Below are 19,111 nucleotides of genomic sequence, written 5' to 3'. Positions count from 1 at the left end.
CTGGTGCTTGTTATCCCCTGTCGCGTTCTCAGTATTGTTTTCACCGGACACCATATGGCTATCAAGAAGAACGAACTTTACTCCTCCCTTTGGGCGAGCTGCGACGAGTTACGTGGCGGAATGGATGCTTCACAGTACAAAGACTATGTGTTGACCCTACTGTTTATGAAGTACGTCTCTGACAAAGCTAAGGGTAACCCTTACGCGATGATTGAAGTGCCGGAAGGTGCAAGTTTCGACGATATGATTGCTCTCAAGGGCAACAAAGAGATTGGCGAAAAAATTAACAAAACCATCAGATTACTCGCTGAAGCTAATGACCTGAAAGGTGTTATAGACATTGCCGACTTCAATGATGAAGACAAGCTGGGTAAAGGCAAGGAGATGATCGACCGCCTTTCCAAGCTGGTGGCAATATTCGAGGGGTTGGATCTCTCAGCCAACCGTGTTGACGGAGACGATCTGCTGGGTGATGCGTACGAATATTTGATGCGTCACTTTGCTACAGAGTCAGGTAAATCTAAGGGGCAGTTTTATACCCCTGGAGAGGTGTCACGCATTTTGGCGAAAGTGATTGGTATCAGCAAACAGACACCACAGGATGCTACCGTTTATGACCCTACCTGTGGTTCAGGCTCATTGTTGTTGAAAGCCAGTGACGAAGCAGGTCCCAAGGGGCTAACCATCTATGGGCAAGAGATGGATTATGCGACCAGCGCACTGGCACGCATGAACATGATCCTGCATGACAACGCCACCGCTAAAATCTGGAAAGGTAACACCCTGGCCGATCCACACTGGAAGGATGGCAACGAAAATCTGAAAACCTTCGACTTTGCTGTAGCCAACCCCCCTTTCTCCAACAAGAACTGGACCAGCGGGCTAGATGCTGCGAATGATACTTTTGACCGTTTTGTCTGGGGAACTCCACCTGAAAAGAACGGCGACTACGCTTTCCTGCTGCACATCATCAAGAGCCTCAAGAGCACCGGTAAAGGCGCAGTGATCCTGCCTCACGGCGTTCTGTTCCGTGGCAATGCTGAAGCACGTATTCGTGAAAATCTACTCAAGCAGGGCTACATCAAAGGCATCATTGGCCTGCCCGCTAACTTGTTTTACGGCACGGGTATCCCAGCATGCATCATTGTCATCGATAAAGAAGATGCCCAGCTCCGAGCGTTCAACGCTAATGGCGAGAGTCAGCAAGGCATCTTTATGATCGATGCCAGTAAGGGCTTTATTAAAGACGGCAATAAAAATCGCCTGCGCGCCCAGGACATCCATAAAATTGTCGATGCGTTTAATCGCGAGCAGGAAATCCCCCGTTTCAGCCGCATGGTACCGCTCTCAGAAATTGCGGCCAACGACTTCAACCTCAATATCCCTCGCTATATCGACAGCAGTGATCCTGAAGATCTGCACGACCTTTCTGGCCATTTGGCTGGAGGTATTCCCGATCGCGATATTGATGCTCTCAGTACTTACTGGAAAATTTTCCCGACTTTACGTCAGGATCTGTTCGAACCTGCCCAGCCTGGTTACAGCGATGCTCGAGTCGAAGCAGGTAAAGTTAAGAGCGCTATTCTGGCGCATCCAGAATTTGCCGCTTTCAGAGCCGGGGCACTGATCCCCTTTGAAAAGTGGTTTGCAGGTTGTCAGCTTGAAGAAATTGCTCGTGGGGACTCACCGAAACAGTTAATTGAAGAAATTGGCGAGCGACTTCTCTCTGCATATGCGTCTGAAGCCACTGCTGACACTCCGTTGATCGAGAACTACGCTATCTATCAGTTACTAATGGACTACTGGATGGATGTGATGCAGGACGACGTTTATGTCCTGAGCCAGGATGGCTGGCAAGCCGGCAAAGTACTACGTGAGTTGGTTGTGGAAAAAGGCGAAAAACTCAAAGAAACTCCTGATCTGGTAATAGGCAAGAAAAAGTATAAGGCTGAAATTTTGCCGCCAGCACTTTTAGTGGCTCGTTATTTTGCTAACGAGAAGCTGGAACTTGATCAACTTCAGGTCGTTTATGATGAAGCTACCCAAGCACTTGAAAGTTTCCTTGAAGAAAACAGCGGTGAAGATGGGTTACTTGCTGATGCAATGAACGACAAAGAGAAAGTGACTGCTGCCAGCGTTAAGGCACGACTTAAAATTGCCACAGATAAAGAAGAAAAGGCAGTACTGAAATCTGCTCAGGAATTGTTTGATTCTGAAACCAAAGCCAAAAAAGCGCATAAAGAAGCAGAGGAAAAACTGGATCTTGCTGTATTCGCTTATTATCCAAAGCTCACTGATAACGAAATAAAAATTCTGGTGGTACAGGATAAATGGAAAGCAAGTCTGACTAGTGCTCTGGAAGCGGAGATTGAGCGTGTCACACAGCGGCTGGCCAAACGAGTTAAAGAACTGGAGGAGCGCTATAGCGTATCTTTGCCCGTTCTTACTCAAAATGTTACTGAACTAGAGTCAAGAGTTGCAGCTCATCTGAAGATGATGGGGCTGGAGTGGGTATGATGGAGAATCAGAGTAATATGCATACCGACAAACAAATTCCTGCAGGATTTAAAATTACGGAAGTGGGTGTAATTCCCGAGGATTGGGCTGTTGAGCCGTTATCAATGATTACTGAACCTAAAAGGCCAATCTCCTATGGAATCGTGCAAACTGGTCCTTCTGTAGCTAATGGTATCCCCTGCATTAGAGTTGTCGATATATCAAACGGAAAAATCCAAACTGATAACCTAATAACAACATCAGAAAAAATCAGTGAATCTTATCGTAGAACAATACTTCAGAAGGATGATATTTTAATTCCCCTTCGAGGTAAGGTCGGCGAGATAGCTATTGTTGATAAATATACTCAAGGTGCAAATCTCACGAGAGGTGTGGCGTTAATTGCACCAAAGAGCACATATGATTCAAGATATGTAAAACAATATTTATCCTGTAAAGATTCAGCAGACCGATTCCTCGCATCTATGAACGGATCGGCTCTCCAAGAAATAACAATAGCAACACTAAGACATTTCTCTCTTGCCTTACCAAGTTCGCTAAAAGAACAGATCGCCATTGGTAATGTGCTATCCGATATTGATGACCTAATTACCGAGTTTGAGAAGTTAATCACTAAAAAACAGGCCATCAAAACCGCTACTATGCAGCAACTGATGACTGGTCGCACTCGCCTACCGCAGTTTGCTAAACATTCTAATGGCACACTCAAAGGTTATAAATCAAGCGAATTGGGTCTAATTCCCGAAGATTGGGATGTGTACACATTCGATGATCTCATTGAATCCTGCTCCAGCGGAGCTACTCCCTATCGTGGTAATAAAAATTTTTATAAAGGCAGGAATAAATGGATTACCAGTGGTGAATTAAACTATTGTGTTATTAATGATACATTAGAAAAAATAAGTGATGAAGCAGTTAAGCGCTCAAATCTAAAAATACATCCAGCAGGAACCTTCTTAATGGCTATTACCGGTTTGGAGGCTGCGGGTACGAGAGGAGCCTGTGGGATTGTAGGACAACCAGCAGCGACAAATCAATCTTGCATGGCTATATACCCAAATGAAAAATTGCTTTCAGCATATCTCTATCATTGGTATGTATACAATGGTGAGGCATTAGCATTTAAATATTGCCAAGGGACTAAGCAGCTAAGTTATACCGGCGGGCTACTGAGAACGATTCCATTATATATTCCTAATATGGTAGAAGAGCAAACCGCCATAGCCACCATTCTTTCAGATATGGATGCTGAGCTCACAGCGCTAGAACGAAAACTCGCCAAGTTCCGCGATATAAAACAGGGCATGATGCAGCAGCTGCTGACTGGCCGTATCCGTTTACCGTTGGAACAGCAGCCATGAAACATGCCCTTGATAAGACAGTTCTGTCGGTCAAGGGTCTACTGAGCCTGACTGACGTATCCATTCCGGCCTATCAGCGTCCTTATAAATGGACGGTAAAAAATATCAGCGAACTGTTTGCGGACATAAACAGTCATCTTGATAAATCGGCCTACCGCTTGGGCTCAGTAGTGTTTCATCAGCCTGAGAGCAATGAAGAACATAGACTGAATATCGTCGATGGTCAGCAACGAACTTTGACATTAATACTGGCAGTATGGGCCATTATCGAAACCCGACTTGCTGAGTTGGAACGTCAGGATTTGCAGGAAGCGCTAACCCAGCTAAAGCCCTCCGTTGAAGGTTTTATGGGACGGCAACGCTTTGCCAGTCAGGTATCGGAATACAATCTGTACCAGAATTATCAGGAGCTAAAACGTAGGGTTAGCCATCGAGAATTCAGCGAGCAACATATTGATTTTCTCCTCAACCGCTGTCAGTTGGTGGCCTTTGTGCTGACTGACCTGTCTGAAGCCTTTCAGTTCTTCGACTCACAAAATGCCCGAGGGCGAGATTTGGATCCCCACGACCTTCTTAAAGCATTCCATCTACGTGAATTCGCCAGCCATGAGGTTGAACTGAAAGCTGCATCCGTTGCCCATTGGGAAAGATTAGCTAGCGATGATTTAGCTAATCTTTTCGCAGCCTATCTCTATAGAGTACGTCAGTGGTCGCAGGGAAATTCAGCTCGTTTCTTTGGTAAGGATGAAGTCGGCCTATTCAAAGGAATCAACCTTGATCAGATTGGTCAGTTCCCTTATGTGGAATCTTTGCGCATAGCTCACCATTTTGTAGATGACTATAACAATCAGTACCAGCGCAAGATTGATGGCCAGAAAATGCGTTTTCCTTTCCATCTCGATCAGATGATTATCAATGGAAGACGCTTTTTCGAAATGGCAGAACACTACCAGCAACAGGTATCGGCAATTATCGCCAGTGAACATGCCAGCACTCATACTCAAAAGCCGTTAATGATTCAGGGCGTAATCCTTGGTGAAATGGCAACTCAGATACTAAGAACGTTAAATAGCTATCGCAATCGCTATCGAACAGGGGATCAATATATACGCACTATGTTTGATTGTGCCCTGATCTTTTATATCGACAAATTTGGTGGGCAGTCGTTATCTGCAGCGATTGAAAAAAGCTTTATCTGGGCCTACAGATGCCGAATCCGACAGCAGGTGGTACAGCTAGCAACTATGGATAAGTACGTGCTGGAAAATAATCTGTTCCGGGTAATCAAAGAAGCCAGAGTACCTGGTGATGTGCTATCTATACCATTACTCACAATTCGGGCTTCAGAAAATAATAATAACCGCCGTACCGGTAACCATGAGCAAGACGAGCTGGTGAGGCTGTTCAAGGAGATGAACTACTATGAGTGATGCAAAGGTAACATCCTTTACGGTCAGATCATTACTGGGTGATGCATCTCGTTATCTTATCCCCATGTACCAGCGTAACTATGCCTGGGGAGAAGGTGAGATCACTCAACTTGTGCAGGACATACTCGACTACCAGCAAAAAAGCCTGCATAGCCCTCTCCCTCAAACTTACTACATCGGTACTTTGGTGGTGTTCACTCGCCCTGATGGGCAGTCAGAGATAATCGACGGGCAGCAGCGTTTCACTACCCTATCCCTTCTTGCTAGCTGGTTAAAAAAACATGCGGGACCCACGCTGGATATGAGCTGGTACCAAGGGATTAACTTAGGGTTTGAGAGCAGACCCAAGTCTGGCGAAACCTTTGCTCGACTCTGGCAAGGTGTGGAACCGCATAAACTGCGGAGCAAGGAATTTAACGAGGGACTGATCAATGGCTATGAACTTATTGGCAAGGTACTACGCGACTTGAAACTAGTTGGCGAGTCATTAACTCATTTTTGTACCTATCTGTTCGACCATGTACAAATTGCCCGAATAGAAGTGCCTGCTGATACCGACCTCAATCATTTTTTTGAGGTGATGAACAACCGAGGCGAGCAACTTGAAAAACATGAAGTGGTGAAAGCGCGACTGATGGCTGTGCTCAACGAGATAGCGGACCAGCAAGCTCGGCAGAGCAGCCTGAACACCCTCTCACGAGTTTGGGATGCTTGCTCTAACATGGAACGTTATGTCCAGTACGGTTTTACACCAGCCGAACGTCATCAATTATTTGGGCAGCAAAATTGGGGACAATTTGTGCCTGCTGATTTTAATTCCCTAGCTGACATGCTTATCCCACCGGCTTCGGAGCTTGGCACAAGAGAAAACCAAACAAACCGCACACTGGCTGACATTATCAAGTCATCTTCAAACTTCAGTGGTGATAGAGGTGAAGAAGATGAAGGTAGCTCAGAGCGTTTTAATAGTGTTATCAACTTCTCCAACTTCCTGCTCCATGTGTTGCGTGTCTGCAGCAACATAGGCAAGAACAGAGTAGATGTTCCGCTTGACGACAAACAATTAATCGAACAGTTCGAACTTCGGCTGTTAAAGCAGAATGAACCGGTTAAAGCGGTACAGGATTTCGTCTTTGCACTTCTCAAATGCAAATATCTTTTTGATCAGTTCGTGATAAAACGAGAGTTCGCCAAAGGTAGCGATGGCTGGAGTTTGAAGCGCCTGCGTTGGTATTCGGAAAAGAGCACCAGCTATACCAATACGTTTAATGAAGATGATGGTAGCTATGTAGACATCAACCGACAGATTCTGATGCTACTTTCCGCATTCCATGTTTCAACCCCTACTCTGGTTTATAAACACTGGTTGAATGGAGCTTTGTATTATCTGTTTAATTCCCATTCCGCTGAAAACCTGATAGATGCAAGAAAGTACCTCGAGTATCTGAAACATCTCGCCTCCGCGTTTGTCTTTCAAAACTTCCTGACAGAGCAAGAACCGAAATCATATTTTGAGATTATCTACGGTAAAGAGGCACATCTCCAGCCTGCGGTACTGCCGGACAAGATTCAGAAGAAGATGCGCTTTGGGGTGATAGCAAACAACCTGGTATTCAACTACCTGGACTACTTACTCTGGTGTCGTGACAGACATAAAGCTGAAGTAGTCAAACGCTTTGAATTTACCTTCCGAAGTTCGGTAGAGCATTTCTACCCTCAACATCCCATAGATAGCTCTAGGACATTACCAGATACATCGTTGCACTCCTTCGGCAACCTCTGTCTGATTAGCCACAGCAAAAATTCGCGACTGAGTAATTTCCAGCCAAAACAAAAGCAGGAGCACTTCGAAGCGAGTCTCGAACGGGATGAAATCGATAGTCTGAAACTGCTCGCCATGATCGAGCTGATGAAAAAGAACAATAAGTGGGGGGAAGATGAAATCGCCACTCACGAAGCGGAAATGCTGGCAGTGTTAACCAGTGGTAGTGATAGCGTATTTAAGGAGGTGTTATGAACAGTGTTGGTCAACGTGAACGCATGACACAAAAACGTGTTATCCAGTTATTCACCGATCATCTCGGTTATCACTATCTTGGTAACTGGCACAAAAGAGAAGACAACCAGAACATCGAACCAAGCCTAGTTTCTGCCTGGTTAACAAAGCGCGGCGTTTCAGAAGTCCTAATCGCCCGAGCATTACGGCAACTGGATCGAGCCGCAAGCCTCGGCGAAGGTCGTATCCTCTATGATGCAAACAAAGAGGTGTATCGCCTGCTACGTTACGGCGTGAAGGATAAAGAAGGTGCCGGTGAGCAAAATCAGACTGTCTGGTTGGTCGACTGGAAAAATCCAGAAGCCAATGATTTTGCTATAGCTGAAGAAGTAACCTACAACGGCGAAAATAAAAAGCGCCCGGATTTGGTGCTGTATGTTAACGGCATTGCGCTTGGTGTAATTGAGCTGAAACGTTCTACAGTGTCAGTTTCAGAGGGCATCCGCCAAAACCTCGATAATCAGCAAAAAGCCTTCATCCGCAACTTCTTCACTACCATCCAACTGGTGATGGCCGGTAATGATTTAGAAGGGCTTCGCTATGGTGTAATCGAAACGCCGGAGAAATATTACCTTCAATGGAAAGAAGCCGCTGTATCACCTCACACCAACATGCTTGATCGTCACCTGGCTCAGATATGCAATAAACAGCGCCTGCTGGAATTAATCCACGACTTTATTGTTTTCGATGCTGGAGTGAAGAAAACCTGCCGTCATAACCAATATTTTGGCGTCACTGCAACGAAACCGTTTATTCAACGCAATGAAGGCGGGATTATCTGGCATACCCAGGGCAGCGGTAAAAGCCTGACAATGGTTTGGCTGGCAAAATGGATCAGAGAAAATATTACCGACAGCCGAGTTTTGATCATTACCGACCGTACAGAACTTGATGAACAGATCGAGAAAGTGTTTAACGGCGTGGAAGAAGACATCCTTCGCACCAGGAGCGGCGCGGATCTGGTGACTCGCCTGAATCAAACCAAGCCCTGGCTTATATGCTCACTCGTACATAAATTTGGTCGTCAGGAGGAGGATGACAAAGACGCTGACACTGACGATTTTATAGAACAAATGAAACGAAATATCCCTGCCGATTTTAGTCCGAAGGGAAAATTATTCGTGTTTGTGGATGAGTGCCACCGAACCCAATCCGGCAAATTGCATTTGGCAATGACAAGCATTTTGCCAGATGCACAATTTATCGGTTTCACCGGTACCCCGCTGATGAAGAAAGATAAGAAGAAGTCAGTGGAGGTCTTCGGGCCTTATATCCACACTTATAAATTCGATGAAGCAGTAAATGATGGGGTTGTTCTGGACTTGCGCTACGAAGCTCGTGACATCGATCAGCGGGTCAAATCTCAGAAAAAAGTCGACCAGTGGTTTGATGCTAAGACATCTAAACTTTCTCGTCTTGGCCAGCAGCAACTCAAGCAGAAATGGGCATCAATGCAGAAGCTATTGTCGAGCCGCTCGCGACTAGAACAGATTGTCGCGGACATCCTTCTCGATTTCGAACAAAAACCACGGCTCGCCGACGGCCGTGGTAACGCCATGCTGGTTTGTTCCAGTGTCTATCAGGCCTGCAAATGCTATGAGATGTTTAGTGAAGCTGGTTTTGCCGGTAAATGTGCGATTGTGACGAGCTACCAGCCAAATGCCAGTGAGATTAAAGGCGAGGAGAGCGGCGAAGGACTGACTGAGAAACTGGCCAAGTACAACATCTATCGCAAAATGCTTGCGGAGTATTTTGAACAGCCTGAGGCTGAAGCAGCCAAACGAGTGAGTGATTTCGAAAAAGAGGTCAAACAACGCTTCATCAAAGAACCAGGCCAGATGCGCCTTCTGATAGTCGTTGATAAGTTATTGACTGGTTTTGATGCTCCGTCAGCCACATACCTCTATATTGACAAGAAAATGGCCGATCACAACCTTTTCCAGGCGATATGTCGCGTTAACCGGTTGGATGGTGAAGATAAAGAATACGGCTATATTGTCGACTATAAAGACCTTTTCCGCTCATTGGAAAAAACAGTGCAGGACTACACCGCAGAAGCCTTTGACGGCTACGACAAAGAAGATGTAGCCGGTTTACTGAAAGATCGATTGCAAGAAGCCAAAATCGATCTTGATGGTGCTCTGGATGCCGTTCGCACCCTTTGCGAACCAGTAAAAATGCCACGCAATCAACTTGATTATCAGCATTATTTCTGTGGGGAAACAGGAGCATCGATAGAGCAGTTATCTGAGAAAGAAGCTTTACGTCTGACATTGTATCAATCAGTGGCGAAGCTTATCCGCGCTTTTACCAATCTGGCAGGTGAGCTAACAGATGCTGGTTATAGCGAGCAGCAGGCAAATCAAATCCGTATTGATGTTGAGTTTTATACAAAAGTCCGCGACGAAATAAAAATAGCCAGTGGCGATTTCGTGGACATGAAGCAGTTCGAGCCAGGTATGCGGCAGATGCTGGATCTTTGGGTTGATGCCGATCCTAGTGAAACCCTTATGGATTTTGAGGAACTAGGGCTGCTTGAGTTGATTATTGAACGCGGAGAAGAAGCACTGGATGGACTTCCAGCCGACATGCGTGGTAACCAGGAGGCGATGGCTGAAGCGATTGAAAATAACGTTCGCAGAACTATTGTTGATGAAAACCCCGTCAACCCGAAATACTACGAAAAAATGTCGGTATTGCTTGATGAACTGATCGCCCTTCGTCGTCAACAGGCTATCTCCTATCAGGAGTACCTAGAACAGGTACGCGAACTTGCAAAGCAGGTAAAACATCCGCAATCTGGAAGTAAAAATTCTTATCCAGTGAGCATTGATACTCTCGCTAAGAAAGCGTTGTATGACAACCTCGGGCAGGATGAAGTCTTGGTGATAAAGATAGATACTGCAGTGCGTCACACCAAAAAGGCCGACTGGTATGGGGATCGTTTTAAAGAACGCGAGATTAGTTTCGCTATCGCTGAAGAGATCGAAGGCTATTCAGTGACGGTCGCCGATGTAATGGCCCTGGTGAAGGCACAGAAGGAGTACCTCTGATGCCATTGGTTACATTTGGTGAGCTCACTCTAGATTTACAGCGTAAGCCAATCAAAAACTTGCATATCAGCGTACTTCCTCCGGATGGCCGAGTAAGAGTATCGGCTCCCGTCTCACTGTCAGACACAGCTATCAGGATGGCTGTTGTCAGAAGGCTAGTATGGATCCGACAGCAGCAAGCACAATTTCAGGCTCAGCCGCGCCAGAGTGAACGAGAAATGTGTAGTGGCGAAACACACTATCTTTGGGGAAGAGGATATCGGCTGGATGTAGTTTTAGTAGATAAGCCCGCTGAAGTGAAACTTCAGGGTGGTTGGATACGCATGAAAGTACCTCCACATTATGATACGGCCCAGCGGGAAGCGGTTCTCAACCAGTGGTATCGTGGTATTTTAAAACAAAGACTGCCTAAGTTAATGGCAAAATGGCAGCAGGAAATTAAAGTTGCAGCCAGTTATGTTGGCATCAAACGAATGAAGACTAAATGGGGTAGCTGTAACCCCCAAACCGCACGTATCTGGATCAATCTCGAACTGGTAAAAAAACCACCTGAATGCCTTGAATTCATTGTGGTTCACGAGCTAGTTCATCTACACGAACGCAAGCACAATGAGCGTTTTATCGGCCTGATGAGTATTCATTTGCCAAACTGGCGTGAACACAGAGCTAAGTTGAATAAAATGCCCTTGGCTTATAATCATTGGTCATATTAAAGCCAATATATTTAATTAATAATATTAAAAAAGCTAGTACCGATAGGTACTAGCCAAACACTTAAAAATGGATATACAATTTCATATCTTTTTCTAAAGAACGAAGCTCTTCTTGCAATTTTTCTTGTTCATAGATTAAAGAGTATAGATCAATATCTTGAGTTTCCTCTTCACGCTTTACATATCTGGTAATATTGAGATTATAGTCATTAGCCTTAATTTCACTAAAACTGACAACGCGTGAAATATTTTCCACATCATGTCTTTTATGATAAATATCAGATATTTGTTCAATATTTTCGACAGTTAAATAATTCCGTCCCTTTGATTTTAAGAAAAACATAGTTGAGTCAATAAACAATACATTTGAATCATTTCTATTTTTTTTGAAAATCAAAATCACCGTTGGTATATTAGTTGACGAAAATAAACGTTCAGGAAGACCAATAACAGCATCCAACAGATTCTCTTTAATTAAATTCTCTCTAATCAAAGCTTCACTAGCACCTCGAAATAAAACCCCATGTGGGGCAACAAGTGCCATTCGCCCTGTCTTATCTTTCATAGATGCAATCATATGCAAAATAAATGCATAATCCGCTTTGGATTGTGGCGGAATTCCTAAACCAAACCGACCAAATCTGTCTTTTAATGCCTCTTCATATCCCCAATTGGATACTGAAAATGGTGGGTTTGAAAGTACAACGTCAAACTTTTCTAGTTCGCCTTTAGAGTCATGAAATTTAGGATCCAGCAGAACGTCGCCCCATTTTATGCTACAGGAGTACACACCATGTAAAAACATATTAATACAAGCAACATTCCATGATGACTTCAATATCTCTTGGCCATATAATTTATAATCCTGAAACTGATTACGATATGCTATTTCTTGCATAGCTCTTAATAAAAGTGAGCCAGTGCCGCATGCTGGATCATAAATCGAATCACCTGGAACGGGTGTAACCAACTTAGATAACAATACCGAGACGCCATATGGCGTATAAAAACCACCACCTCTTAGACCTGCATCAGATGCAACTTTCTCAAATAAAAAACCACATATTGCCTTTATTCTATCATGGCCATTATTGTAACTATCAAATTGAAAGACTTTAGAATTGAGGGCATGCATTAACTCACTTAAAAAAGCCTCTCTCTCTTTACGAGGTCCAAGCTTGTCAGATGTAAAGTCTATATCACTAAAGACATCTCTTTCACATTTGTACAATTTCTGAAAAATAGCTTCATCATAATAGCTGAGTGCTGTATTAATCCTTTCACCTATCCCTCTATCATTAACACCTGAATATATATAATTGAAACTCATATCCTCAGGGGTATTAGACAACAGCACCTTTAATTTCAAGTCATCATCAACCACTCTATCTTCATGGATATCACATATTAAATCAGATACATACTTTAGAAATAACAAAGAAAGCATGTAATCAAGGAACTGTATAGAATCCAAACTTCCTCTGTAAACACTGAATATGTCCCAAACAACATTTTTAATTTCTTTATCATCAACTGTTGACATAGTTAATTACCTTCTTTAAGCAGTTTGAAGCAAATATTGAGGTAGAGTAAGTTACCATTATTGATAATCTTCCTATGAATATCCCTTTGCTTTTCCCAGTTATTTTTTATTCTAACGATATTATTTTGAACCTCTATAGGAGGCAATTTAATCTCCATATCAGAAAGGGTTTTCAAGCTAACTTTAGTGATGTTAGTCCCCTCACTCATCCTGTTAAAATAATCCTGACCTAAAGGTGAATTAATGTACCATTGTAAATAATCAGGTAAAACATTATTCTCTTTGCATTTAATTATTGCGTTTTGATTACTTGTAACACTAGGTAGTTTTTTTGAACCCGTAAACATTCCAGCTGCAAAAACTGGCCCCCTCAAGCGTAGAAGAATGTCCCCGGCCTGGAGATAGTGTTTTTTAGGGTCAACCGGAGGAGATACTCTGGCAAGTTCATCCATACGCAAAAGCCCTTCTGTATCAATATCTTTCGTCTGTATTAAATAACACTTACCATCATCGCCAAGGTCTTTTATAGCCGTTTTAAACGGCATCCCTAAACGGATGTCTGCAATTTCTTCCAATCTAACGATAACGCTCATAGGCTTTTAGGGGAGAAGCCTCTCCCCTCTCCATTAGTTAGTTTTTAAAGTGATTGATTGCTTGATGTTCGTATCACCCGAGTGAACTTCCAAGTCCATTTGAAATGATAAGGCAGGCACAACGTATAAAAGTATTGCTAAAGGTGCCATACGGAGTCTTTTTGCAGTTGCATTTAACAGAGTAGGCTGGTATTTTTTAGTATTCATATTTTTCATTCCTCTTCGATTAGCGATTTCTATCAGAGTAATGAGAGTGAACTGTAGCCCCACTACATGGACACTCCCCTATCGTCGTAGGTAGCGTACTACCTAGCGATAGGGTAAATATACGTATGTGCACTAAATTTTGCAAGAAGTACATAGCCTACTACGTGAGTAATTGTTCCAGTTACATACCGAAAAACGAGTAAAGTCACTGTTTTAATTGAACAATTTTTTTTTTACTTTTTTCGAAAATTAAACGGTTCTTCTCTGCTTTCTCGATTGGCATCCAAAAAATCAGCCCACCACTGCAACATCAACCTTCTCTCTCCCAGATGTTCAGCCTTATGGATATAAGCCGCCCGCACAGAGTTACGTTCCTGGTGGCTCATTTGCCGCTCCACTGCATCCCTCGACCACAATCCCGACTCAATTAACGAGCTACATGCCATCGTCCTGAAACCATGTCCGCATACTTCCGTTTTCGTGTCATAGCCCATCACTCGCAGAGCCTTGTTAACCGTATTCTCACTCATCGGCTTACGTGGATTGTGATCGCCCACAAAGATCAGCTCTCGGTTCCCATTCATGTTTTTGATCTTTTCCAAAATAGCTAAGGCCTGACGCGACAAGGGAACAAGATGAGGCGTCCGCATCTTTGAACCACGCTGAGAATGTTTGACGCCTTCCAACGGTTCACGCTCTCCCGGAATCGTCCACATGGCCGTTTCAAAATCCACTTCTGACCAGCGGGCAAAACGCAGCTCACTTGAACGGATGAAGACCAACAAAGTGAGTTCAACAGCCAATCGAGTTAAGGGTCTGCCAGAATAGTGATCTATGCGATGAAGTAATTCAGGAATGCGGTTCAGTTCGAGAGCAGCACGATGCTGTCTTTTCGCCGTAGCAACCGCACCGGCAATCTCTTGCGCAGGGTTGTAGTCGATTAAACCGCTCTGCACAGCAAAGCGCATGATCGCGGTAGTACGCTGTTGTAAACGGGCGGCAACTTCGAGCCGTCCGGATGACTCGACTGCTTTGATGGGTGCAAGTAGGTCTCGCGTTTTCAGTTCTGCAATGTTCCGCTTACCAATGGCAGCAAAGAGATTATCTTCAAGGCTTTTCAATACACGCGCGCTATGCGATGCAGACCATTTCTGATTGCTGGCATGCCAGTCTCTGGCGACCACTTCAAACGTTATCGCCTCTTGCTCCTGCTCTACCTTAACGGCTTTCTTGTTTTCACTGGGATCGACGCCATTAGCTAACAGCTTACGGGCTTCATCCCGGCGTGCCCTGGCATCCGCCAATGACACTTCAGGGTATTTCCCCAGCGCCAGCATCTTCTCTTTGCCGCCGAAGCGATAACGTAGCCGCCAATATTTGGAACCGTTCGGGTGAACCAGCAAAACCATACCTTCACCATCAGTCAGCTTATAGGCTTTTGCTTCAGGCTTAGCCGAACGAACCTTCACATCACTCAGAGCCATGATGAGTATCCTTTCAATAGTTCTGTGTGGGTACAAACATTATCGAACCGGGATATACCCGCAGTTGTACCCGCATCAGTAAGTTGATGTAGATTGAATCAGGTTGACTTAGGTTGAGTGAAAAAGCGAGGAAAGCCTTGCGGATACTGGATTTCAGGCACAAAAAAAGACGTCCATTGACGCCTATTGATGTTCCGATGGTGCCGAAGGCCGGACTCGAACCGGCACGTATTTCTACGGTTGATTTTGAATCAACTGCGTCTACCGATTTCGCCACTCCGGCACGGAAGGGATGCGGAAAACGTTGTGGATTATACCTGTCGTGCGCCACCATGCAAGCGCCAGCGTGTATCTGGCCTGCTAAGTGTTGAAAATTTCAGCATTACCTTTCCCACCTGCAACCCTCATCACAGTTTGCCCTCTTCTTAATCCCCCCTTCTGCGAAGCGTCCCGTTTCCCCATGCTCTACACTTCCAGTTCAACACCACACTGAGGGAAACACGATGTCGATGATAAAAAGCTACGCCGCAAAAGCGGCGGGCAGCGAACTCGAACTCTATGAATATGATGCGGGCGAGCTCAAGCCGGAAGATGTCGAAGTCCAGGTCGATTACTGCGGTATCTGCCATTCCGATTTGTCGATGATCGACAACGAATGGGGATTCTCTCAGTATCCGCTGGTTGCCGGGCATGAGGTGATTGGTCGCGTGGCAGCGCTCGGCAGTGCGGCGCAGGATAAGGGTCTGAAGGTTGGTCAGCTCGTTGGGATTGGCTGGACGGCGCGCAGTTGCGGACATTGTGACGCCTGTATCAGCGGCAATCAAATCAACTGTCTGGAAGGGTCCGTTCCCACTATTCTCAATCGCGGCGGCTTTGCCGAGAAGCTGCGAGCCGACTGGCAGTGGGTGATCCCCTTGCCGGAGAGCATCGACCTGGCGGCAGCTGGTCCCTTGCTGTGTGGCGGCATCACGGTGTTCAAACCGCTGCTGATGCACCATATCACTGCCACCAGCCGCGTTGGGGTGATCGGCATCGGTGGCCTGGGACATATCGCCATTAAGCTGTTACACGCGATGGGTTGTGAAGTGACCGCATTCAGCTCCAATCCGGCGAAAGAACAGGAAGTGCTGGCGATGGGGGCGGATAAAGTGGTCAACAGCCGCGATCCGGATGCGCTAAAAGCGCTGGCGGGCCAGTTCGATCTCATCATTAACACGGTTAACGTCGATCTCGACTGGCAGCCCTATTTTGAAGCGCTGGCCTACGGCGGTAACTTCCATACCGTCGGTGCAGTGCTGAAGCCGCTGCCGGTGCCGGCATTTACCTTAATTGCCGGGGATCGCAGCATCTCCGGTTCGGCGACCGGGACGCCATCTGAGCTGCGCAAGCTGATGAAGTTTGCCGGGCGCAGCAAGGTGTCGCCTACCACCGAGCTGTACCCGATGTCGCAAATTAACGAAGCTATCCAGCACGTGCGTGATGGCAAGGCCCGCTATCGCGTGGTGCTGAAAGCAGACTTCTGATGCAGGGCTCAGTCCCGCAAGGGGCTGGGCTTATTGCCCGTGACGAAACGCGAGCACCGCCTGGCGGCACTGTTCCGTCACATGCTCGATGTCATGGTTTACATCGATGCGGGCAATATCTTTCTCATCGTCCTGTGGGCACTCCAGCGCGTCGAACTGACTTTTGAGTAATCCCACCGGCATAAAATGCCCTGCCCGACGCTGCATACGCGCCAGAATAGTCTCGTAGTCGCCGTCCAGCCACAGAAAATGCACATTCGGGCTCCCCTGACGCAATATATCGCGATACTGTTTTTTTAATGACGAGCAGACAATAAACCCGGTCTCGTTCTTTTTATATAAACTGTATGAGGCGTCATTTAATCGCGCTAGCCACGGCAATCGGTCTTCATCGGTTAATGGAATACCTTCAGACATTTTATCAATATTTTTAGCCGGATGGAGATCGTCACCATCAATAAATTTAGCCGATAACACTGCGGCAATTTTGCTACCAATTAAAGATTTACCGCTACCAGAAACACCCATCAAAATATAACTTTCCCCGGCCATTGAAAAAACTCCTGATTCATATTCCATGGCGCGATACTACGCCTTCCACATTGCAGAATTCACCTTTTTTCGCCGCGACTGAACAGATTTACAGGGCGCATCACGTTATGCGTAACATTGTAGTGTAACAATTTCTCAGCGTGACCTGCATCACAAATAATAACAATTAAAACCGTTTAAATGCTGCCGAGGTTACTACCTGACCAGTGAGGCATTTATGCAAGTCAAAACCCAATCCTGCGTTGTCGCGGGGAAGAAAACTGTTGCCATTACCGACCAAAATATAGAATGGAATAATAAAGGGACGCTGGTAAAAATTACCCGAGGCGGTATTTGTGGTTCCGATTTACATTATTATCAGGAAGGAAAAGTCGGTAATTTTACCGTTAAAGCGCCGATGATTTTAGGCCATGAAGTTATTGGTAAAGTAGTGCACAGCGATTCAAAAGAATTACCTGAAGATCAGTCAGTGGCGATTAATCCGTCGAAGCCCTGCGGCCACTGTAAATACTGTCTTCAGCATGAAGAAAACCAGTGTACGGAAATGCGCTTTTTTGGCAGCGCCATGTATTTTCCCCACGTCGACGGCGGCTTTACTCAGTATAAAACCGTCGATACTGCGCAGTGCGTCCCCTACCCTCAAGAGGCGGATGAAAAAGTCATGGCCTTTGCCGAACCGTTGGCGGTCGCGATCCACGCCGCACATGAAGCGGGCGACCTGCAGGGCAAGCGCGTGTTTATCTCCGGCGTTGGGCCTATCGGCTGTCTGATTGTCAGCGCGGTGAAAACGCTCGGCGCGGCAGAGATTGTCTGTGCGGATATCAGCTCACGTTCGCTCTCGCTGGCGCAACAAATGGGAGCCGACACGCTGATTAACCCGCAGCAGGACTCGCTCGACGAGTGGAAAAAAGAGAAAGGCTACTTCGACGTCAGCTTCGAGGTCTCCGGCCATCCGTCCTCAATCACCACCTGTCTGGAAGTGACCCGCGCGAAAGGCGTGATGGTGCAGGTCGGCATGGGCGGCGCGGTGCCGGACTTCCCGATGATGATGTTGATCGGCAAAGAGATCGCGCTCAAAGGTTCGTTCCGCTTTACCACCGAGTTCAACACCGCGGTGTCGTGGCTGGCGAATAATGTTATCGATCCACTGCCGTTACTCAGCGCCGAATATCCGTTTACCGAGCTTGAACAGGCGCTGAACTTCGCCGGGGACAAAACCCAGGCAGCGAAAGTCCAGCTTGTTTTCGAAGACATAAAATAAGGAATAGCATGATGAACGATCTTTTTTCACTGGACGGCAAAAACATTCTGATCACCGGTTCGGCTCAGGGCATTGGTTATTTACTGGCGACCGGTCTGGGTAAATATGGCGCGCAGATTATCGTCAATGATATTACACCGGAGCGCGCGGAAGCCGCCGTCACTAAACTGCAGCAGGAAGGGATCCGCGCCGTTGCCGCGCCGTTCAATGTTACGCATAAACAGGACATTGATGTCGCCATCGAGCATATCGAAAAAGACATTGGCCAAATTGATGTGCTGGTGAATAACGCCGGTATCCAGCGTCGCCATCCGTTTACCGAATTCCCGGAACAGGACTGGAACGATGTGATTGCCGTTAACCAGACGGCGGTATTCCTGGTCTCGCAGGCGGTAACGCGTCGCATGGTGGAACGTCAGGCCGGGAAGGTCATCAACATCTGCTCCATGCAGAGCGAGCTGGGCCGCGACACCATCACGCCGTACGCCGCCTCTAAAGGCGCGGTAAAAATGCTCACCCGCGGAATGTGCGTTGAGCTGGCGCGCCATAATATCCAGGTCAACGGTATCGCCCCGGGCTACTTTAAAACCGAAATGACCAAAGCGCTGGTCGAGGATGAAGCCTTCACTTCCTGGCTGTGCAAACGTACGCCAGCCGCACGCTGGGGCGATCCGCAGGAGCTGATCGGCGCGGCGGTATTCCTCTCTTCTAAAGCATCCGATTTTGTTAACGGGCACCTGTTGTTTGTCGATGGCGGCATGCTCGTCGCCGTCTGATACAACGCAACATCACGCAGCGCCCAGGCGCTGCATTTTTGG

Annotated in this window: 14 protein-coding genes and 1 tRNA gene; 9 read left to right on the top strand and 6 right to left on the bottom strand. The window is 46.2% G+C overall.

The window, feature by feature from the left end:
- Nucleotides 1-54 precede the first annotated feature (54 nt).
- The 6 genes from OGY15_RS20605 to OGY15_RS20580 are packed head-to-tail and all read left to right on the top strand — an operon-like array spanning nucleotide 55 to nucleotide 11,130.
- Nucleotides 55-2,517, top strand: coding sequence for a type I restriction-modification system subunit M (locus OGY15_RS20605; RefSeq protein ID WP_023296955.1), 2,463 nt, complete (start codon nucleotides 55-57; stop codon nucleotides 2,515-2,517).
- The gene (locus OGY15_RS20600; RefSeq protein ID WP_286540890.1) at nucleotides 2,514-3,878 is read left to right on the top strand and encodes a restriction endonuclease subunit S; all 1,365 of its coding nucleotides are present in this window, start codon (nucleotides 2,514-2,516) and stop codon (nucleotides 3,876-3,878) included. The genes OGY15_RS20605 and OGY15_RS20600 overlap by 4 nt, the downstream gene beginning before the upstream one ends.
- Nucleotides 3,875-5,308, top strand: a complete 1,434-nt coding sequence (locus tag OGY15_RS20595) for a DUF262 domain-containing protein (protein WP_023296953.1) — start codon at nucleotides 3,875-3,877, stop codon at nucleotides 5,306-5,308. The genes OGY15_RS20600 and OGY15_RS20595 overlap by 4 nt, the downstream gene beginning before the upstream one ends.
- Nucleotides 5,301-7,325, top strand: coding sequence for a DUF262 domain-containing protein (locus tag OGY15_RS20590; protein ID WP_286540889.1), 2,025 nt, complete (start codon nucleotides 5,301-5,303; stop codon nucleotides 7,323-7,325). The genes OGY15_RS20595 and OGY15_RS20590 overlap by 8 nt, the downstream gene beginning before the upstream one ends.
- Nucleotides 7,322-10,417 carry a type I restriction endonuclease subunit R gene (locus tag OGY15_RS20585; RefSeq protein WP_023296951.1) on the top strand — a complete coding sequence of 1,032 codons (3,096 nt, stop codon included), beginning with the start codon at nucleotides 7,322-7,324 and terminating at the stop codon, nucleotides 10,415-10,417. The genes OGY15_RS20590 and OGY15_RS20585 overlap by 4 nt, the downstream gene beginning before the upstream one ends.
- The gene (locus OGY15_RS20580; RefSeq protein WP_023296950.1) at nucleotides 10,417-11,130 is read left to right on the top strand and encodes a M48 family metallopeptidase; all 714 of its coding nucleotides are present in this window, start codon (nucleotides 10,417-10,419) and stop codon (nucleotides 11,128-11,130) included. The genes OGY15_RS20585 and OGY15_RS20580 overlap by 1 nt, the downstream gene beginning before the upstream one ends.
- A gap of 61 nt (nucleotides 11,131-11,191) precedes the next feature.
- Here the strand turns inward: OGY15_RS20580 and OGY15_RS20575 are convergent, their stop codons facing one another.
- The 5 genes from OGY15_RS20575 to OGY15_RS20555 form a co-directional block, all read right to left on the bottom strand.
- Complete coding sequence (locus OGY15_RS20575) at nucleotides 11,192-12,673, bottom strand: type I restriction-modification system subunit M (RefSeq protein ID WP_286540885.1); 1,482 nt, start codon at nucleotides 12,671-12,673, stop codon at nucleotides 11,192-11,194.
- A 2-nt stretch (nucleotides 12,674-12,675) separates the two neighbouring features.
- Entirely contained in the window at nucleotides 12,676-13,266 is a 591-nt protein-coding gene (locus tag OGY15_RS20570) for a restriction endonuclease subunit S (RefSeq protein WP_032737071.1), read from the bottom strand.
- Between the two features lie 33 nt (nucleotides 13,267-13,299).
- Complete coding sequence (locus OGY15_RS20565) at nucleotides 13,300-13,473, bottom strand: hypothetical protein (RefSeq protein ID WP_158698693.1); 174 nt, start codon at nucleotides 13,471-13,473, stop codon at nucleotides 13,300-13,302.
- 233 nt (nucleotides 13,474-13,706) lie between these two features.
- On the bottom strand, nucleotides 13,707-14,957 hold the full coding sequence (locus OGY15_RS20560; RefSeq protein ID WP_286540882.1) for a tyrosine-type recombinase/integrase: 1,251 nt from the start codon (nucleotides 14,955-14,957) through the stop codon (nucleotides 13,707-13,709).
- A gap of 198 nt (nucleotides 14,958-15,155) precedes the next feature.
- Nucleotides 15,156-15,240, bottom strand: a tRNA-Leu gene (locus tag OGY15_RS20555).
- 220 nt (nucleotides 15,241-15,460) lie between these two features.
- Here OGY15_RS20555 and ahr point away from each other — a divergent pair.
- The gene (gene ahr / locus OGY15_RS20550) at nucleotides 15,461-16,480 is read left to right on the top strand and encodes an NADPH-dependent aldehyde reductase Ahr (protein ID WP_286540880.1); all 1,020 of its coding nucleotides are present in this window, start codon (nucleotides 15,461-15,463) and stop codon (nucleotides 16,478-16,480) included.
- A gap of 30 nt (nucleotides 16,481-16,510) precedes the next feature.
- Here ahr and idnK read toward each other — a convergent pair whose 3' ends face one another.
- Nucleotides 16,511-17,032, bottom strand: a complete 522-nt coding sequence (gene idnK, locus OGY15_RS20545; RefSeq protein ID WP_151217477.1) for a gluconokinase — start codon at nucleotides 17,030-17,032, stop codon at nucleotides 16,511-16,513.
- A 217-nt stretch (nucleotides 17,033-17,249) separates the two neighbouring features.
- Here idnK and idnD point away from each other — a divergent pair, with 217 nt between their 5' ends.
- Complete coding sequence (idnD, locus tag OGY15_RS20540) at nucleotides 17,250-18,293, top strand: L-idonate 5-dehydrogenase (RefSeq protein WP_286540878.1); 1,044 nt, start codon at nucleotides 17,250-17,252, stop codon at nucleotides 18,291-18,293.
- A gap of 11 nt (nucleotides 18,294-18,304) precedes the next feature.
- Nucleotides 18,305-19,069 carry a gluconate 5-dehydrogenase gene (gene idnO, locus OGY15_RS20535; protein ID WP_151217473.1) on the top strand — a complete coding sequence of 255 codons (765 nt, stop codon included), beginning with the start codon at nucleotides 18,305-18,307 and terminating at the stop codon, nucleotides 19,067-19,069.
- The last annotated feature ends 42 nt before the right edge of the window (nucleotides 19,070-19,111 follow it).

This window comes from Citrobacter sp. Cu231 (assembly GCF_030332265.1).
Taxonomy (GTDB): Bacteria; Pseudomonadota; Gammaproteobacteria; order Enterobacterales; family Enterobacteriaceae; genus Citrobacter; species Citrobacter meridianamericanus.
The sequence above is the reverse complement of the archived record's forward strand: the minus strand, read 5'-3'. Positions and strand labels throughout refer to the sequence as shown.

Excerpts from the sequence above, each read along its gene's own strand:
- OGY15_RS20605 (WP_023296955.1), top strand. The coding sequence starts at position 55 with ATGGCTATCAAGAAGAACGAACTTTACTCCTCCCTTTGGGCGAGCTGC.
- OGY15_RS20600 (WP_286540890.1), top strand. The coding sequence starts at position 2,514 with ATGATGGAGAATCAGAGTAATATGCATACCGACAAACAAATTCCTGCA.
- OGY15_RS20595 (WP_023296953.1), top strand. The coding sequence starts at position 3,875 with ATGAAACATGCCCTTGATAAGACAGTTCTGTCGGTCAAGGGTCTACTG.
- OGY15_RS20590 (WP_286540889.1), top strand. The coding sequence starts at position 5,301 with ATGAGTGATGCAAAGGTAACATCCTTTACGGTCAGATCATTACTGGGT.
- OGY15_RS20585 (WP_023296951.1), top strand. The coding sequence starts at position 7,322 with ATGAACAGTGTTGGTCAACGTGAACGCATGACACAAAAACGTGTTATC.
- OGY15_RS20580 (WP_023296950.1), top strand. The coding sequence starts at position 10,417 with ATGCCATTGGTTACATTTGGTGAGCTCACTCTAGATTTACAGCGTAAG.
- OGY15_RS20575 (WP_286540885.1), bottom strand. The coding sequence starts at position 12,673 with ATGTCAACAGTTGATGATAAAGAAATTAAAAATGTTGTTTGGGACATA.
- OGY15_RS20570 (WP_032737071.1), bottom strand. The coding sequence starts at position 13,266 with ATGAGCGTTATCGTTAGATTGGAAGAAATTGCAGACATCCGTTTAGGG.
- OGY15_RS20565 (WP_158698693.1), bottom strand. The coding sequence starts at position 13,473 with ATGAATACTAAAAAATACCAGCCTACTCTGTTAAATGCAACTGCAAAA.
- OGY15_RS20560 (WP_286540882.1), bottom strand. The coding sequence starts at position 14,957 with ATGGCTCTGAGTGATGTGAAGGTTCGTTCGGCTAAGCCTGAAGCAAAA.
- ahr (WP_286540880.1), top strand. The coding sequence starts at position 15,461 with ATGTCGATGATAAAAAGCTACGCCGCAAAAGCGGCGGGCAGCGAACTC.
- idnK (WP_151217477.1), bottom strand. The coding sequence starts at position 17,032 with ATGGCCGGGGAAAGTTATATTTTGATGGGTGTTTCTGGTAGCGGTAAA.
- idnD (WP_286540878.1), top strand. The coding sequence starts at position 17,250 with ATGCAAGTCAAAACCCAATCCTGCGTTGTCGCGGGGAAGAAAACTGTT.
- idnO (WP_151217473.1), top strand. The coding sequence starts at position 18,305 with ATGAACGATCTTTTTTCACTGGACGGCAAAAACATTCTGATCACCGGT.